We start from the raw sequence: 15,790 nt of genomic DNA, 5'->3' as shown, positions 1-15,790 counted from the left end.
CTAATCCTCCAGTTTCTTCCACCAGGTACGATGCAGGATCAGCACGATCAACAGCAGGAGTCCCGCAGTGATCAGCAGCGGAAGTTTCATCCACAGTACCAGATACATGGGCAGAATGGTGAGGCATAACTGGCCGATGATTCCCAGCACCACATTGAACATATCACGACCAAACTGCCGGTTCGGCTGAAAGTCTGGATCTGTTTTCCTGATTTCCAAAAGCACAGGTTTCCAAAAGCCCCAGGGTTTTACGGTTACATAAAAGTGCTTCAGTACGCTGCTTTCGGTCGGTGGTGCCAGGTAGGTTCCCAGGATAGAACCTGCCAATGAGATCAGGAACAGCAGGGGCCAGTTATACAATGGCTGGCCTTCAAATACATATGGAAAGATCAGTGCTGCAATGATCCCGCTCATCATACCCAAGAAAAAACCACTGGCATTAAATCGCCACCAGTACCATTTGAGCAGGTTGGCTGCAATATATCCACCGTACAATGCCCCTACGATCCACATCAATACGCTGTTCACATTCTTTGCAAAGAATCCGAGAATGATCCCCGTGATCACGACCAGTATCCCCGCCGTGTAATTCATCCGCATCACTTTCCGGGTGGATGCCTGCGGATCGAGGTATTTGACATAGATATCGTTCACGATATATGCCTGTGCCGCATTCAGTGTTCCCGAGAAAGTGCCCATGAAAGCCCCCAGCAATCCTGTTAACGCAAGTCCCAATATGCCTGCCGGTAAATAGCCATTGATTACGGCAGGCAGTATTTTTTCAAAATCAACCCCGGCAGGTGATGCCAGGTTCAATTCCTGGTAATACAGCAAACCCAATACCGTTAACCCAATGATCATGGTATAACGCACCGGCAGCAGCACGATAGATACAAAACCGCTCATTTTAGACGCTTCTCTGGGCGAACGGGTAGACAGTATTTTCTGCATATCATAATTGGGTGCAGGCCCGGCCAGACTGGCGAATATGCCTTTGAAAAGCATCATCATGAAAAACAACCCAAACAGACCGAATCCATCTTCTGCTATTTTGTTATCGACTGCTGGTATAATACGACTCCAGTTAAGGTCCAGTTTCCACGAAAAAAATGGCGTAAGCCAGCCTTCCGGCACCGTAAGAGCCTGGTGTCGCAGGTGCTGTGCTGCAATGACACCGATGGCCACGCAGGCTACAGTCATAATAAGATACTTGATCAGGTCGCCCAGCACAATACTATGCATGCCTCCCAGGATGGAATAAAAAGTTGCAAAAAGGGTAAACACAATACCATAAAAATGTGCCACATACTGCGGGGCCACGGTAAAGGGAACATAGGCTTTCACTTCACTCCAGGGAACAAATATTTCGATGAACTTACCCAGTCCTACAAAACCATAAGCCAGAAATCCCAGGCAGCTGATGAGTGCAAAAGCTACCACCACATTATGCGAAGCCCGCACCCCGGGTCCGGATTTGCCAAAGCGGGTAGCCAGCCATTCAGCACCGGTGGTAGCGTTGGAACGGCGCAGCCATTGGGAGAGAAACATCATCAGGATCACCTGGTTGAAAACCGGCCAAAGCCAGGGTATCCAGATGCTTTTCATACCATATACAAAACAGAGCGCCACCATCCACATCGTACCGCTGATATCAAACATATCGGAAGCATCGCTCAGGCCCAATAAATACCAGGGTAATTTTTTACCACCCATCAGGTAATGCTCCTTACTCTTGCCTGCTTTTTTCCGCAGTTGCCAGCCAATACCCAGCATCAGCAGCAAGTAGATAACTATAATACTGATATCCAACGTAGTAAGTCTCATAAACAGCAATCCATTAAAGGGTACTAAACAGCCCCAACCGTCTAAAATCACCTATCACCATCCATACATCCGGCACCCGAAAATCCGAAAATGATAAAAAAGTACCAACTATTTGCAGCGAATCGGAACAGATGGTTGTCCTTAACAACAGAACGCGTACGCCATGGTCTCACTTAGGGCAATTGTACCTAAGTGGCCAGACAGCCGAACGCTTCCTTTTATTTTATGTAAAACCGCCCCCCTGCCCGCCTGTTCTCCGAACAGGATACAAGATAGCGTAGTTATGTAAAATAAACAGTTGTATCCTGTCAGCTTCTGCCGACGGGCCATTTTACGCGATAATACCATTGTTAAAGACAAACCGATATCTGAACTATGCAGAAGAACATTCTACGAGAGATCACCCCCCTGACACCAGCAGACTGTTTTACCGTTTTTGCCCGTACCAAAACAGAATTTGACTTCCCTGTGCATTACCATGAGGAGTTCGAATTGAATTTTATCAAAAACGGTAAGGGTGTGAAACGTGTGGTAGGCGATCACGTGAAAGAGATCGGTGATTATGAACTGGTGCTGATCGGTCCTAACCTGCAGCATGCCTGGTTCACGCATAAGTGCAAGAGCCCGGAGATCACAGAAATCACTATCCAGTTTCACAAAGACCTGTTCGATGAAAAATTATTACGCAGGAACCAGTTCAGTTTCATCCGAACCATGCTGGACAATTCCTTGCGGGGCATCCTGTTCTCCTATGAAACAGCCGCCCTACTTTCCTCACGCATCATGCGGCTCAGTAAAAAAGACGGATTCGAATCGGTGCATGAACTGATGGGGATCCTGCATGAACTTTCCATCTCCCGTCATTCCCGGATCCTCTCCAACTCCACTTTCAATAACATGGAGCATTTTACCTATAACAGCCGCAGGATCGAGCGGGTGATGGAATACCTGAATGAGAACTTCAAGAACCCGATTTCCTTGTCAGAAGTGGCCAAACTCACCAATATGGCCGATTCAGCTTTCAGCCGTTTCTTCAAGACCAGAACAGGCATGACTTTTATTGACAGCCTCACCGAGATCCGGCTGGGACATGCATCACGTATGCTTATCGATACCACACAATCGGTGGCAGAGATCGCCTACGAATGCGGATTTAACAATATTTCTAATTTCAACCGGATCTTCAAGAAGAAAAAAGGATGTACCCCCAAGGAATTCAAGAAAAGCTACTCCTCAGAAGAGCGGATCTTCTTTTAACAGCCGTTACAGTTTGCGGCTTACTTTGGTGAAGTCTTTGGTGACAACGGCCTTCATCACACCAAGGGTATCTTTACCAGACTGTGCCATGTTCACTTTGAACTCGCATTCGTATCCCTCGGCTTCTTCAAAGAAGATCACTTCCTTTACATCGAATTTTACGCGGGAGGAATCGTTGTTGACCGACTGGTACAGGAATTCCGTCATGGCTTTTTTCAGGCGTTGTTCCACTTCGGCAGGCTTGGGCTTTTTCTGACAGGCAAACACGGACAGCAGGAGCAAACAGGCTAATATCTTTTTCATAGCGGGAGGATAATCGTTAGTACGTGGGTTAAATATAATGATTACACGCGCATCTCCTATCCTGCCTGTTTTTTTTTATTTCCACATGCGGTCAGATAGCGGTTTGGTATTGTATTTGCCTACGCTTAGAATGTGTATTTTTACCACCTCAAACCCCTTAAGGCCTGAAGCGTTTCCTGCAAATATTACGTCGTACGATTTTGATTATTTTGGCTGTGCTGCTGCTGGCTTTCATCGCGATCCAGACAGAATTCATACAGAACTGGCTGGTGGGCATCGCCACCCAGCGGCTTTCCAGGGCACTGGGTACGGAAGTGAGTGTTAAAAACGTCAGTTTTTCTCTCTTCAACCGGCTGAATATGGAGGGTACGATGGTGAGGGATCAGCAGAAAGACACCCTGCTCTATGCAGGAAAACTAAAAGTAAGGATCACGGACTGGTTTTTCCTGAAAGAAAAAGCCGTACTGAAATATGCAGGACTGGAAGATGCCGTGATCAAACTGCAACGAAAGGATTCGGTCTGGAACCACGCTTTCATCCTGGATTATTTCTCCTCTCCCCAACCCAAGAAACAAAGTGGCGGACTGGAGTTGAATCTGAAGACCATTGAACTAAGGAATGTACGTATCCTGAAAAATGACCTTTGGATCGGTGAAAGGATGGACATTTCCATGAGCAACCTGCTTTTGGATGCAGAGAATGTAGACTTGAAAAAAAGCATCTTCCACATCAATTCCGTACAGCTGGAAAGGCCGTTCGTACGCATCCTGAGCCTTGATGGGCTTCGACCCGATTCGCTTCGACCCAAACCCACCCAGGATACAGGCATGTACCTGAATGCGGGCAACATTGCCCTGTATGTGAACCGGGTCTCTATTAAAAACGGAAGCCTGTTCATTGACGGGAATACCCAAAAACCCATTCCGCATTTTGATGGCAGTCATATACAACTTAGTAAGTTAACCGGTACCCTTCACCAGATCCGGTTTGTAAAGGATACGCTTCGTGCTGATATTGACCTTTCGGTGAAAGACCGCTGCGGACTGGAACTGCGAAAACTGAAAACAGCATTTCGTTTTACCCCGCAGATTATGGAACTGGCAAAGCTTGACCTGCAAACCAACAAAAGCAGGCTGACCAACTATTATGCAATGCAGTTTAAGGATTTCAACAAAGACTTTGCCCGTTATATCAGCCAGGTAGTGATGCAGGCGAACTTTACCAATGCAAGGGTGCATACAGATGATATTGCCTTTTTTGCGCCGGAACTGAAAGACTGGAAAAAAGAAGTGATCCTAAGCGGCAGGTACCTGGGTACCGTTGAAGATTTTGCAGTGAAGAATCTATCAGCCAAAATCGGCAGTACTACCCGGGTAATCGGTTCCAGCTTTAGCATGAAAGGGTTGCCCGATATCAACACCACCCGCATAGAGCTGAAGAACGGCACACTGCAGACCAACTATGCCGACCTGGGTTCACTGATACCTCAGTTACGCGGCGTAACTTCTCCCAACCTGGCCGCATTGGGCAATATCATTTACCGGGGAAATTTTGATGGTACGGTACAGAATTTTGTGACAGCCGGAACCTTCAGTACCCAGTTGGGAGGCGTAAGAACCAATATCAGCCTGAAACTGCCCACCCGGGGAGAGCCCTCTTACACCGGTGCACTGGAGACCACCCGCTTCAACATCGGTAAATTTTTAAGTGATAGCTCACTGGGACTGGTAGATTTTAAAGGAAGGATTGTTGGAAGCAGTTTCAATATTGACAAATTAAAGACCACGGTGCAGGGAACCGCCACTTCGCTGGAATACAATGGATATACCTATACCAATATCATCTCCCTCGGCACTTTTCAGCGAAAATATTTTAACGGAGAAGTAAAAATCGACGACCCGAACCTGGATTTCACCAGTACTGTAGAGATCGACCTTTCCAAAGAATTACCACGTTTCAATATTGTGGGCGACCTGGTAAACTCTAACTTGAAAGCTTTGAAGCTGACCAAAGATTCTATCCTGGTAACCGGCCTGCTCGACGTAAACTTTACAGGCACCAATATCGACAATTTTTTAGGCAGTGCCAAATTCCTGAATGCCAATATAAAGAGTGAACGCAGTACCCTGAATTTCGACTCATTGAACCTGAGCTCTACGTATGTAGATTCGGTCAAATACCTGTATCTCGGAAGCAACGAATTCAATGCCACCATCAATGGACGTTTTAGCATCAAAGACCTTCCGGCCAGTTTTCAGGCTTTTCTTACCAGGTATTATCCCACCTATATCAAACAACCGAAATCGGTTCCGCAGAACCAGGTATTTTCTTTCAAGATCAATACCGGGCATTTTGAACCATACCTCCAACTACTGGATAAACATTTGTATGGCTTTAACGATGCCAGTATCAGCGGCTCGGTAGACACCCGCAGGAACCAGCTGGCGGTAGATGCGGCCATACCCGCAGGCAGATATGATAAGATCAGTTTCACCGGTTTCGACATGAGTGGGAAGGGCAATAAAGACAGTTTATCGGTAACAGGGAATATCACAGAAGTGCAGGTGAGTGACAGCCTTCGTTTTCCCAATTCAAAAATCCGCATCACATCCAACAACGATCATTCCATCGTATCCATTAAAACAAGCGCAGACAATACACTGAATGATGCGGATCTTCAGGCAGATGTGTACACCCTTACCGACGGTGCCCGCATCCAGTTCCGTCCCTCTTCCTTTGTATTGAATGACAAGAAATGGGGTATCGAAAAAGCAGGTGAATTAACGGTACGCAGCAAACTGGTGCAGGCAGAAAATGTCAAATTCACGCAGGGTTTCCAGGAGATCAGCATTGAATCTGACCATCCGGATGATGGCAGCAGCAGTAATAACCTGGTGGTTCGATTGAAGAGTGTGGTACTGGGTGACCTTACATCTATCTTCTTCAAAGACCCAAGACTGGAAGGTGTTACTTCCGGCACTGTACACCTGAACGATCTGATGGGCAGTTTTAACGCAGCAGCCGACCTGAAAGCGGAGCAGTTCCGGCTGAATGATGACTCGGTGGGCCTGGTGAACATCCAGGCATCTTATGATAGCAGGACCGGCCGTCTCCCCTTTTCCATACGGTCAAACAATGAAGGTTACCAGTTCTCAGCGAAGGGAAGCTATGATCTCAAAGACAGCACGGGTAATGGCTTCCAGACCGATATGGCTCTCCAGCATACAAAGATCGACTTCCTGCGAATGTTCCTTTCAGATCTTTTCAGCGATATCAAAGGTGAGGCTTCAGGCAACCTCACCATTAAAGGAAATCTGAATGCGCCTGACCTGTTGGGAAGGATCCAACTCAAAAATGCCGGCATGAAAGTCAATTACACACAAGTGTATTATACAATCGATTCGGCAGATATCCGTTTTACAGAAGAAGGTATTGACTTTGGCAGATTCAACATTTATGACAGGTACCAGAATATTGGTACGGTTAGTGGTCAACTAAGAGAGAGAGGTTTTAAAAATATCGTGTTCGACCTGGACATGTTTACCAACAAGTTATTACTGATCGATACCCGGCCACAGGATAACCAGCAGTTCTACGGCAAAGCGATCGGCAGCGCCCGTTTACGCATGACGGGACCGGAATATGCGGCACAGATGCAGCTGATCGCAGAATCGAACGACAGCTCCCATATATTCATCCCGAACTCGGTAAGCAAGGAAAGCGGTGTAGCCGATTTCATCGTATTCAAACAGTATGGTACAGAAATGGAGAAAGCGGGCAATAAAAGCAACTTCAATCTTTCTGTCGACCTCGATCTTACCGCCAACAACAACGTAATGATTGATGTGATCCTTGATGAGCTGGCCGGGGATGTGATCAAAGCCGTGGGTTATGGCAAACTCAGGATCAAAGCGGGTACCACAGAACCCCTCACGATGCGGGGCAGGTACAATATCGATAAGGGGAGTTATGTGTTCAACCTGCAGAATATCCTGCGCAAACCCTTTGAACTGGCTCCCGATGCCGGTAATTATATTGAATGGAACGGAGACCCCTTTAAGGCCGATATGCACATAGATGCCCGGTATACGGCAGAACGCATCAGCCTGGCAGAACTGGTCAGCAACCTGAACTTAAGCCCGGCTGTGAAAGGTTACCGTGGCGATGTATATGTGATAGCCCAGTTACGTGACAAACTGAGCAGACCCGATATCAGGTTCCGCATCGATTTCCCTCAGGGTAGTCCCGTAAAATCCGATAACGAATTTAACCAGTACCTGAACCGGCTGGAAAAAGACCAAAATGAGATACTGAACCAGGTGGCTTTCCTCTTCCTCTTCAATTCATTCCAACCACCGGGTGGATTGGGCAGTGCCAATGCACTGACACCTTATTCCATCACTTCCCTCACCGTAAATACGATCTCTCAAATGCTCACCAAGAGCGTGAACAAAGTATTGTCTAACCTGCTGTTCAGGATCACTGGTGATAAGAGTCTGCGTTTTGATGTGGGTACCAGCGTATACAGCAGTTCGAACCTGATAGACCCGGGAAGCAGCAGTGTAAGCGGTACGAACAGCAAACTGGACCGTACGCGTGTTGACCTTAAATTCGGTTATGCATTTGCCAATGAAAAGATCATCGTAACACTGGGCAGTGATATCGATTTCAATTTTGGAAATACATCCGCTATTCAAAATGGTAATACGCAATGGTTACCGAACGTCAACATCGAATTCATTCTCTCGAAAGATAAAAAACTGCGCCTGATCGTATTCAACAAAGCCAGCCTTGACCTGAGCGGCGCCAGTTTTGGCCGCCGTAACCGGCAGGGAGTAAGTATCTCTTATCGGAAAGATTTTGAAACGCTTTTTGCCAATAAAGAAAAAGACCTGGTGATCAAAACACCGGCAGACAGCACCGCCGGTAAACAACAGTAATCAGCTATCGGAATAAACCTGGCCTTAGGGCAATATAGATGGAGGAACCAGCTTACAGTTCTTTAAGCGGTATACATAAAAATATCTTACCACGCCCCCACTTCTGAACTGTTTAATCGTTACCGGTTTTTCGATCTTAGTAAAATAAGCAGCATATACATCCGCAACATGCAATGGCAGATTAGAAGGAACGATGACATAAGCATCATCGCCGCGTTGCAGTTGTTCTCTTTCCTTGTTCAGCCAGGCAAACTTGTGTACATCTTCCAGCAAACCTATCCCCAATACCCTTGATCCGCTTGCCCGGGAAGTATAGAATTCAAGATGTCCACCGGGAAACCATTTATTCACCAGTATGGGGGAATGGGCTTTCATCAGGCCTTGGGTGGCATCTTCTTTCACCAATACAGCAAAAGAATCGCTGAAATTCTTCCAGCCGGAAAGATCGAGTGTAGGACAGTATTCACCATAATTCTCCTTGTCATGGCTACCGAAATTGACAGGTGATAACCTAACCAGGGCTACACCGGCCACCAATACAATGATCACCAAAGTGCCTGACAGTTTGATAAAACCCGGAAAAGTTTTGAAAGATCGTTGTTCCAGGTACAGACCACCTACCAGAAACAAGGGAATATACCCTGGCCCGCTCCAATGCGGCAAAGTGGGATTCAGTAAGGATACACCCCAGAATAAAAGGATCATTGGCAAACTCATGCATAACAGCCAGGTGGCAGCTCTTTTCCGGTTAAAGCGGATCCGTTTACGCAACAGGGCAACCAGCGCTATCAGCAGCAAGATGAAAATAACAGGGTTCTGGTAAGCAAATTCCCCTGCTATTTCCCTGCCCAGCATATCCCACTGGATAGTGGTATGGGTTACCCTTTGCGAATGAAAACGGTAAGTGATAAAATCGTTCATCACATTCCAGTAAACGATCGGAAGGATACAGATTACGGTAACCGCTGCACCTGCATACAAACGCCAGTTGAGCAGCCATTTGGGTCGCGACAGGATCAGGAAAAACCCGAAACCCGCCCAGAGATATAAACCATGTACTTTGCACAAAGCCGCAAGTCCGATCACCAGTCCCAGCAGTAGCCAGATACTTAATTTATGGTCATCATTTTTGATAAAAAGATGCCCCATGATATACATAGCACCAGTCCAGAAAGGCATCTGCGGAGAATCAGGAAGAATGAACAAACCGGAAATGATACCGGTATACACAGAGCAGTTATAGATCAATGCCGCATACCAGCCCGCTTTTTCATTGGCAATCAGTTTCCCGGTTTTAAAGATGAACCAGGTAGCTATGGCACTGCAGAGTATACTGCCCAGGCGTACCGACAGATCACTCACCCAAAGCAGGTTCAGTGTTGTGGCGCGTATCATCCAGCCAACCATGGGCGGATGATCAAAATGATTCCAGTCGGGCTGCAGGGCATAGGTCCAGTAATACACTTCATCGTTTCCCAATTCGATCAACGAAGCGGTGATCATTTTCACAATGGAAACGATCAGAATGAGCCACCCTACTTTCCTGGAATATGATTGATTCATTTTTGTAATGGAAGCAAGCAAATACTGTGCCTTATACAACTTATTTCCGATCGGTGAGCCAGCGGATGGCCAACTCGTATCCTTTCAGTCCCAGTCCGAAAATACTGCCCGCAGATTTACCGGACACATGCGATAAATGCCTGAAATGTTCCCTCGAATGTACATTACTGATATGCACTTCTACCACCGGCGCCTTAATGGCAGCGATGGCATCTCCAATTGCCACGGAAGTATGCGTATAACCGGCCGGATTCAGTACGATACCATCATATTCATACCCTACGCGCTGCAATTCATTGATCAACTCGCCTTCTACATTGCTCTGGTAATAATGAAGATCAACTGCCGGAAACAGGGTTTTCAATTCTTCCAGGAATTGCTCGAAAGACTGGTTACCGTAAATATCCGTTTCCCTTTTACCCAGCAGATTCAGGTTCGGGCCGTTGATGATGGCGATTTTCATGTGGCTAAGATAACTAAAAATAAACGCCACAAATAAAAACCGTCATTCCGGTGAGAGGCTTCTCCCTTCAGAATGACGGTCACATATAAGGTATTCAGAGAACGATCAGTTCATCCTGTCTTTGATCATTTCCAGAAACCTGTCGAACAGGTAACGGCTGTCGTGCGGACCGGGCGTGCTTTCCGGGTGATACTGTACGCTGAAAGCAGGTCTGTCTTTCAGGCGGATCCCTTCAATGGAATCATCATTCAGGTTCACATGTGTCACTTCCACATTGGGATGTTTACGGACAGCTTCCGGATCCACACCAAAACCATGGTTCTGCGTAGTGATCTCGCATTGCCCGGTAATGATGTTCTTCACCGGATGATTCAGTCCTCTGTGTCCATGGTGCATTTTAAATGTTGGGATATCATTAGCCAGAGCCAGCAACTGGTGTCCCAGGCAAATACCAAATACAGGTTTGTTGTCCTGCAGGATCTCTTTTACCGTGGTCACGGCATAAGGCATGGCAGCAGGATCGCCCGGGCCATTGGAAATAAAATATCCATTGGGATTAAATTCTTTCAACCTGCTCATCGGTGTTTTGGCAGGATGCACCCGTACATGCGCTCCCCTTGATACCAGGCACTGCAGGATATGCTGTTTCACCCCGAAATCAAGTACGGCCACTTTTATCGTAGCATTGCTATCCCCCAGTTCATATTCTTCCTGGGTACTCACTGTACTGGCCAGTTCCAGCCCATCCATATCAGGCACTTTGGCCAGCTCAGCTCTCAGTTGTTCAATATCCAGTATCTCGGTGGAAATGATGCAGTTCATGGCCCCCTTGGTACGGATATGCGCTACCAGGGCACGGGTATCAACACCTTCTATCGCAACGATGTTATTGGCTTTCAGGTAGGCATCCAGGTCACCCTCATCAGCCATCAAACGGCTGAACTGCTCTTCCAGGTTACGGGCTATCAGTCCGCGGATCTTTACGCTGCTGCTTTCCACATCTGCTTTCCTGACGCCATAATTTCCTACATGCACATTGTTCATGATCAGGATCTGGCCGGTGTAACTGGGATCGGTAAATACTTCCTGGTAACCCGTCATACCGGTATTGAAACAGATCTCACCGGTGGCAGTACCTGTTTTTCCGAAGGACTGGCCGTGAAATACATGTCCGTCTGCTAATAATAAAATGGCGGCTTGCTTGGTTGGGGTCATGTTATGTCTGTTTACAATTGCAAAAAAAACGCATCCTGCGTAAAATTCCGGATATATTTTCTCACACCGGTACACAAGAAAAAAGGCAAAACCGAAAACGATTTTGCCTTTTATATCAAATAACTCTCATCACTTATTCTGCTGCTTTTTCTTCTGTAGAAGTGGCTTCTTCTGTTGCTGCAGGCGCTTCAGCCGGAGCTGCTGCCTCTGCGGCTTTTTTAGGAGCACGTCCACGACGGGTCTTCTTGGCAGGCTCAGCAGATTTTTCCACACCCTTACCGTAGATCTCATTGAAGTCTACCAGTTCGATCATGGCTTTCTCTGCATTGTCACCAGGACGGATACCCAGCTTCAGGATACGTGTATAACCACCCGGACGGCCGGCCACTTTCGGCCCCACTACTGTAAACAGTTCTTTTACAGCGGCTTTGTCCTGCAGTTCGGCAAATACCAGACGGTGGTTGTGACTGATCTGCATAGCAGATTCATTCTTCTTGGTTTTGGTGATCAGCGGTTCAACATAGGTTCTCAGCGCTTTGGCTTTGGCCAGAGTGGTAACGATACGTTTGTGTGTGATCAGCTGGCTCGCCAGGTTCTGTAATAAAGCAACACGATGTGCTTTCTTGCGGCCTAAATTGTTGATTTTGTCTCCGTGACGCATGACTTTTTGGTTTTAATCTTGTACCGTGTCAGGAATTACAAGATGTGAGTGAATAGCTTCGAGCTGTTAGCTACGAGCTACGAACTTTTTGGCTCGAAGCTCGCAGCTCATGGCTCATAGCTTAGTTATCTAAATTGTCTAATCCTAATTTGTTCAGATCCATTCCGAAGCTCAGGCCCCTTTCGGTCAACACCTGCTCAATTTCAGAGAGAGATTTCTGACCGAAGTTCCTGAATTTCATCAGGTCTTCCTGCTCGTACTGAACCAGTTCGCTCAGGCTGTTGATCTTGGCTGCTTTCAGGCAGTTGAACGCACGTACAGAAAGATCGAGGTCTTCCAGCGGTGTTTTCAGCACTTTGCGCAGCTGCAGTACATGCTCATCCACCACATCTTCTTTCTTGTCTTCTTTGTTATCGAAAGTGATGTTCTCGTCGGTGATGATCATCAGGTGCTGGATCAGGATACGGGAAGCCTGTTTTACGGCATCTTCCGGATGGATGGTACCATCTGTAGATACATCCAGGATCAGTTTCTCGTAGTCTGTTCTCTGTTCCACACGATAGTTCTCAATACCGTATTTCACGTTCTTGATAGGTGTGTGAATAGAATCGATGGCAATATATCCGAATACAGCGTCTTTGATCTTGTTCTCTTCAGCCGGAACATACCCACGGCCTTTGGCAATGGTCAGTTCAATGTCCATCTTAGCGGTGGTATCCATGGTGCAGATAACCAGTTCCGGATTCATTACCTGGAAGTTCTGTGATAATTCACCGATCATTCCGGCAGTGAACTCAGTACGGCCTTTGATAGACAGTGTGATCTTTTCGTTGACAACATCATGCTCAACGTGTTTTTTGAAACGTACCTGTTTCAGGTTCAGGATGATCTCGGTAACATCTTCTGTTACCCCTTTCATGGTGGCAAACTCGTGGTCTACTCCTTCGATCTTGATACCAACCAGTGCATACCCTTCTAAAGAACTCAATAATACTCTGCGTAAAGCGTTACCGATGGTAAGACCGTAACCTGGCTCCAACGGACGGAATTCGAATTGACCTTCGAAATCATTAGCTTTTTGTAAAACGATCTTATCGGGCTTCTGAAAGCTTAATATGGCCATATTAAAACTTGTTTTTACTTGGTTTGTCTTCGCGCCCACAAGAGGCGAAAAGGAAAATATATGAACCGTGAGTGGTGAGTAGTGAGTAGGGAGTAGTCAGTTATTGCTTACTACTTACTACTCACCACTCACTATTCACCATTATTTAGAGTACAACTCGACGATCAGCTGCTCCTTGATGTTCTCAGGAACATTTTCACGCTCTGGGTATGTGATGAACGTACCTTTTTTCTCAGTCTCGTTCCAATCCAGCCAGCTGAACTTAGGGTTCTTACCACGGTTTTTGCTGGTAATAGCAGAATTATCGGCACTTTTTGGCTTATAGGCAATGATATCACCTGGCTTACACTGGTAAGAAGGGATATTCATGGTCTCACCGTTCACAGTGATGTGCTTGTGGTTCACCATCTGACGGGCTTCAGGGCGGCTGGCAGCCAGTCCCATACGGAAAATGGTGTTATCCAGACGGGCTTCCAGTAATTTGATCAGGTTTTCACCAGTTACTCCTTTCAGACGCTGGGCTTCTTCAAAGGTTTTACGGAACTGACGCTCCAATACACCGTAGGTGTATTTGGCCTTTTGTTTTTCACGCAGCTGCAGGGCATATTCACCTAAGGTTTTACGCTTACGTGCCGCACCGTGCTGACCGGGAGGGTTACTGTTCTTACCCAGCCATTTACCATTACCCAGGATGGGTTCACCGAAGATTCTTGAAATTTTGGTCTTAGGACCAGTGTAACGTGCCATTTGTTTTGTTTTGCGATTTTTTAATGACGATGTTTTATCATAAAAATCTAAAATCGATAAAACACCCTTTTATAGTTAATAATTAACAGTTAATAGTGGATAGTTGAATTAGTAACTATTAACTGTTAACTGATTATACCCTACGTTGTTTGGGAGGACGACAACCATTGTGTGGTAAAGGAGTAACGTCTTTGATAGAAGTTACTTCTACACCAGATTGAGAGATGGAACGGATAGCGCCTTCGCGACCTGATCCGGGTCCTTTTACAAATACATCCACTCTTTTCAGACCTGCTTCCAGCGCTACTTTGGCAGCGTCTGCAGCGGCCATCTGGGCTGCATATGGGGTGTTCTTCTTAGAACCCTTGAAGCCCATTTTACCAGCACTGCTCCAGCTGATAACCTGGCCTGCTTTGTTGGTAAAACTGATGATGATGTTGTTGAAGGTAGCAGAAATGCGAACCTCACCGGCTGCATCTACTTTAACGATTCTTTTCTTGGCAACAGCTTTTGCGCTGTTCTGTGCCTTTTGTGGTTTAGCCATGTTTCTTTTTTGAGGTAGTCCCTGCCTGTCGGCAGACTGGTTTAACAATAAAAAATCCCGTTAGCCGGGAACCGCTTTACTCTCCCTCTTTTCAGAGATCCAAGCTGGCGGATTTTATTTTAATTTGAAAATTCGGGAATTTGAAAATTTGAAGGGGTGAGTCCACAATTTTCAAATTTTCAAATTCCCAAATCCTCAAATTGCTTATTTCTTAGCTACTTTCTTCTTACCCGCAACCGTCTTACGCTTACCTTTCCTGGTACGGCTGTTGGTTTTGGTGCGCTGACCGCGAACAGGCAATCCCTTACGGTGACGGAGGCCACGGTAGCAGGCGATATCCAGCAAGCGTTTGATGCTCATGGAAACCTCACTACGCAGGGCACCTTCTACCTTGAACTCATTGTTGATGATGTTACGGATAGCGGCCTGCTCTTCGTCATTCCACTGGTTCACTTTCTTATCGAAATCGATACCAGCTTTGGTAAGAATATACTGGGCAGTGGAACGGCCAATACCAAAAATATAGGTCAGACCAATTTCTCCTCTTTTATTTTTTGGTAAATCAATACCGGCAATACGAGCCATATTTTTTGTTTAATTTGAAATTTGAAAATTTGAAAATTTGAAAATGGGTAGTGTTTGGAATTTGAAAATTGTTTTCACATTTTCAAATTGCCTCATTTTCAAATTGCCTTACCCCTGACGCTGCTTAAAGCGAGGGTTCTTCTTGTTGATCACGAACAATTTCCCTTTCCTCTTCACGATCTTACAATCAACGCTGCGTTTTTTAATGGAAGCTCTAACTTTCATTGTTTGTTTTTTTATCTCGTTCCTGCCTTGGCGTTCAGCTTTTGCTTACTGCGTCAGCGTTTAAATTATTTATAACGGAAAATGATCCTTCCCCTGCTCAAATCGTACGGACTCATTTCCACGCCTACCTTATCGCCCGGCAATATCCGGATATAGTGCATCCTCATTTTTCCGGAGATGGTGGCCAGGATTTCATGACCATTTTCCAGCTTCACCCGGAACATCGCATTGCTCAGGGCTTCCAGGATTACGCCATCTTGTTTGATCAGTGGTTGTTTCGACATACAATTTTTGGGGCTGCAAAGATATTACAATGCAACCGGAATAAGAAAAATTAGTG

General features: G+C 46.2%; 14 protein-coding genes. 2 read left to right on the top strand and 12 right to left on the bottom strand.

Annotated elements, in window-relative coordinates; translation table 11 throughout:
* A complete protein-coding gene (locus tag ACH3Y6_RS11565; protein WP_490835768.1) occupies positions 1-1,824 on the bottom strand; it encodes a sodium:solute symporter family protein in 1,824 nt (607 codons plus the stop codon).
* A 375-nt stretch (positions 1,825-2,199) separates the two neighbouring features.
* Here ACH3Y6_RS11565 and ACH3Y6_RS11560 point away from each other — a divergent pair, with 375 nt between their 5' ends.
* Entirely contained in the window at positions 2,200-3,081 is an 882-nt protein-coding gene (locus ACH3Y6_RS11560) for an AraC family transcriptional regulator (protein WP_490835767.1), read from the top strand.
* A gap of 6 nt (positions 3,082-3,087) precedes the next feature.
* Here the strand turns inward: ACH3Y6_RS11560 and ACH3Y6_RS11555 are convergent, their stop codons facing one another.
* Positions 3,088-3,384, bottom strand: a complete 297-nt coding sequence (locus ACH3Y6_RS11555; protein WP_490835766.1) for a hypothetical protein — start codon at positions 3,382-3,384, stop codon at positions 3,088-3,090.
* A 215-nt stretch (positions 3,385-3,599) separates the two neighbouring features.
* Here ACH3Y6_RS11555 and ACH3Y6_RS11550 point away from each other — a divergent pair, with 215 nt between their 5' ends.
* Positions 3,600-8,324: a translocation/assembly module TamB domain-containing protein gene (locus ACH3Y6_RS11550; RefSeq protein WP_490836176.1), complete on the top strand. Its 4,725-nt coding sequence runs from the start codon at positions 3,600-3,602 to the stop codon at positions 8,322-8,324.
* Between the two features lie 24 nt (positions 8,325-8,348).
* Here ACH3Y6_RS11550 and ACH3Y6_RS11545 read toward each other — a convergent pair whose 3' ends face one another.
* From ACH3Y6_RS11545 to infA, 10 genes are all read right to left on the bottom strand, one after another.
* Positions 8,349-9,887: an ArnT family glycosyltransferase gene (locus ACH3Y6_RS11545; RefSeq protein WP_490835765.1), complete on the bottom strand. Its 1,539-nt coding sequence runs from the start codon at positions 9,885-9,887 to the stop codon at positions 8,349-8,351.
* Between the two features lie 40 nt (positions 9,888-9,927).
* Entirely contained in the window at positions 9,928-10,350 is a 423-nt protein-coding gene (gene aroQ / locus ACH3Y6_RS11540; protein ID WP_490835764.1) for a type II 3-dehydroquinate dehydratase, read from the bottom strand.
* A gap of 105 nt (positions 10,351-10,455) precedes the next feature.
* Positions 10,456-11,565 (bottom strand): glutamine-hydrolyzing carbamoyl-phosphate synthase small subunit, encoded by a 1,110-nt coding sequence (gene carA, locus ACH3Y6_RS11535; protein ID WP_490835763.1) that lies wholly within the window; start codon positions 11,563-11,565, stop codon positions 10,456-10,458.
* A gap of 133 nt (positions 11,566-11,698) precedes the next feature.
* Positions 11,699-12,226, bottom strand: a complete 528-nt coding sequence (gene rplQ / locus ACH3Y6_RS11530; protein ID WP_490835762.1) for a 50S ribosomal protein L17 — start codon at positions 12,224-12,226, stop codon at positions 11,699-11,701.
* A gap of 121 nt (positions 12,227-12,347) precedes the next feature.
* Entirely contained in the window at positions 12,348-13,349 is a 1,002-nt protein-coding gene (locus ACH3Y6_RS11525) for a DNA-directed RNA polymerase subunit alpha (RefSeq protein WP_490835761.1), read from the bottom strand.
* Between the two features lie 141 nt (positions 13,350-13,490).
* Positions 13,491-14,096 (bottom strand): 30S ribosomal protein S4, encoded by a 606-nt coding sequence (gene rpsD, locus ACH3Y6_RS11520; protein ID WP_490835760.1) that lies wholly within the window; start codon positions 14,094-14,096, stop codon positions 13,491-13,493.
* A gap of 133 nt (positions 14,097-14,229) precedes the next feature.
* Complete coding sequence (gene rpsK / locus ACH3Y6_RS11515) at positions 14,230-14,640, bottom strand: 30S ribosomal protein S11 (protein WP_490835759.1); 411 nt, start codon at positions 14,638-14,640, stop codon at positions 14,230-14,232.
* 204 nt (positions 14,641-14,844) lie between these two features.
* Positions 14,845-15,225, bottom strand: a complete 381-nt coding sequence (gene rpsM, locus ACH3Y6_RS11510; RefSeq protein WP_490835758.1) for a 30S ribosomal protein S13 — start codon at positions 15,223-15,225, stop codon at positions 14,845-14,847.
* A 108-nt stretch (positions 15,226-15,333) separates the two neighbouring features.
* Positions 15,334-15,450, bottom strand: coding sequence for a type B 50S ribosomal protein L36 (ykgO, locus tag ACH3Y6_RS11505; protein WP_161819061.1), 117 nt, complete (start codon positions 15,448-15,450; stop codon positions 15,334-15,336).
* 65 nt (positions 15,451-15,515) lie between these two features.
* Positions 15,516-15,734 (bottom strand): translation initiation factor IF-1, encoded by a 219-nt coding sequence (infA, locus tag ACH3Y6_RS11500; protein ID WP_026752042.1) that lies wholly within the window; start codon positions 15,732-15,734, stop codon positions 15,516-15,518.
* Positions 15,735-15,790: the final 56 nt, after the last annotated feature.

This window comes from Sediminibacterium sp. FW305-C-269, from assembly GCF_058231045.1.
This window is presented reverse-complemented; position numbering and strand designations above follow the sequence as displayed.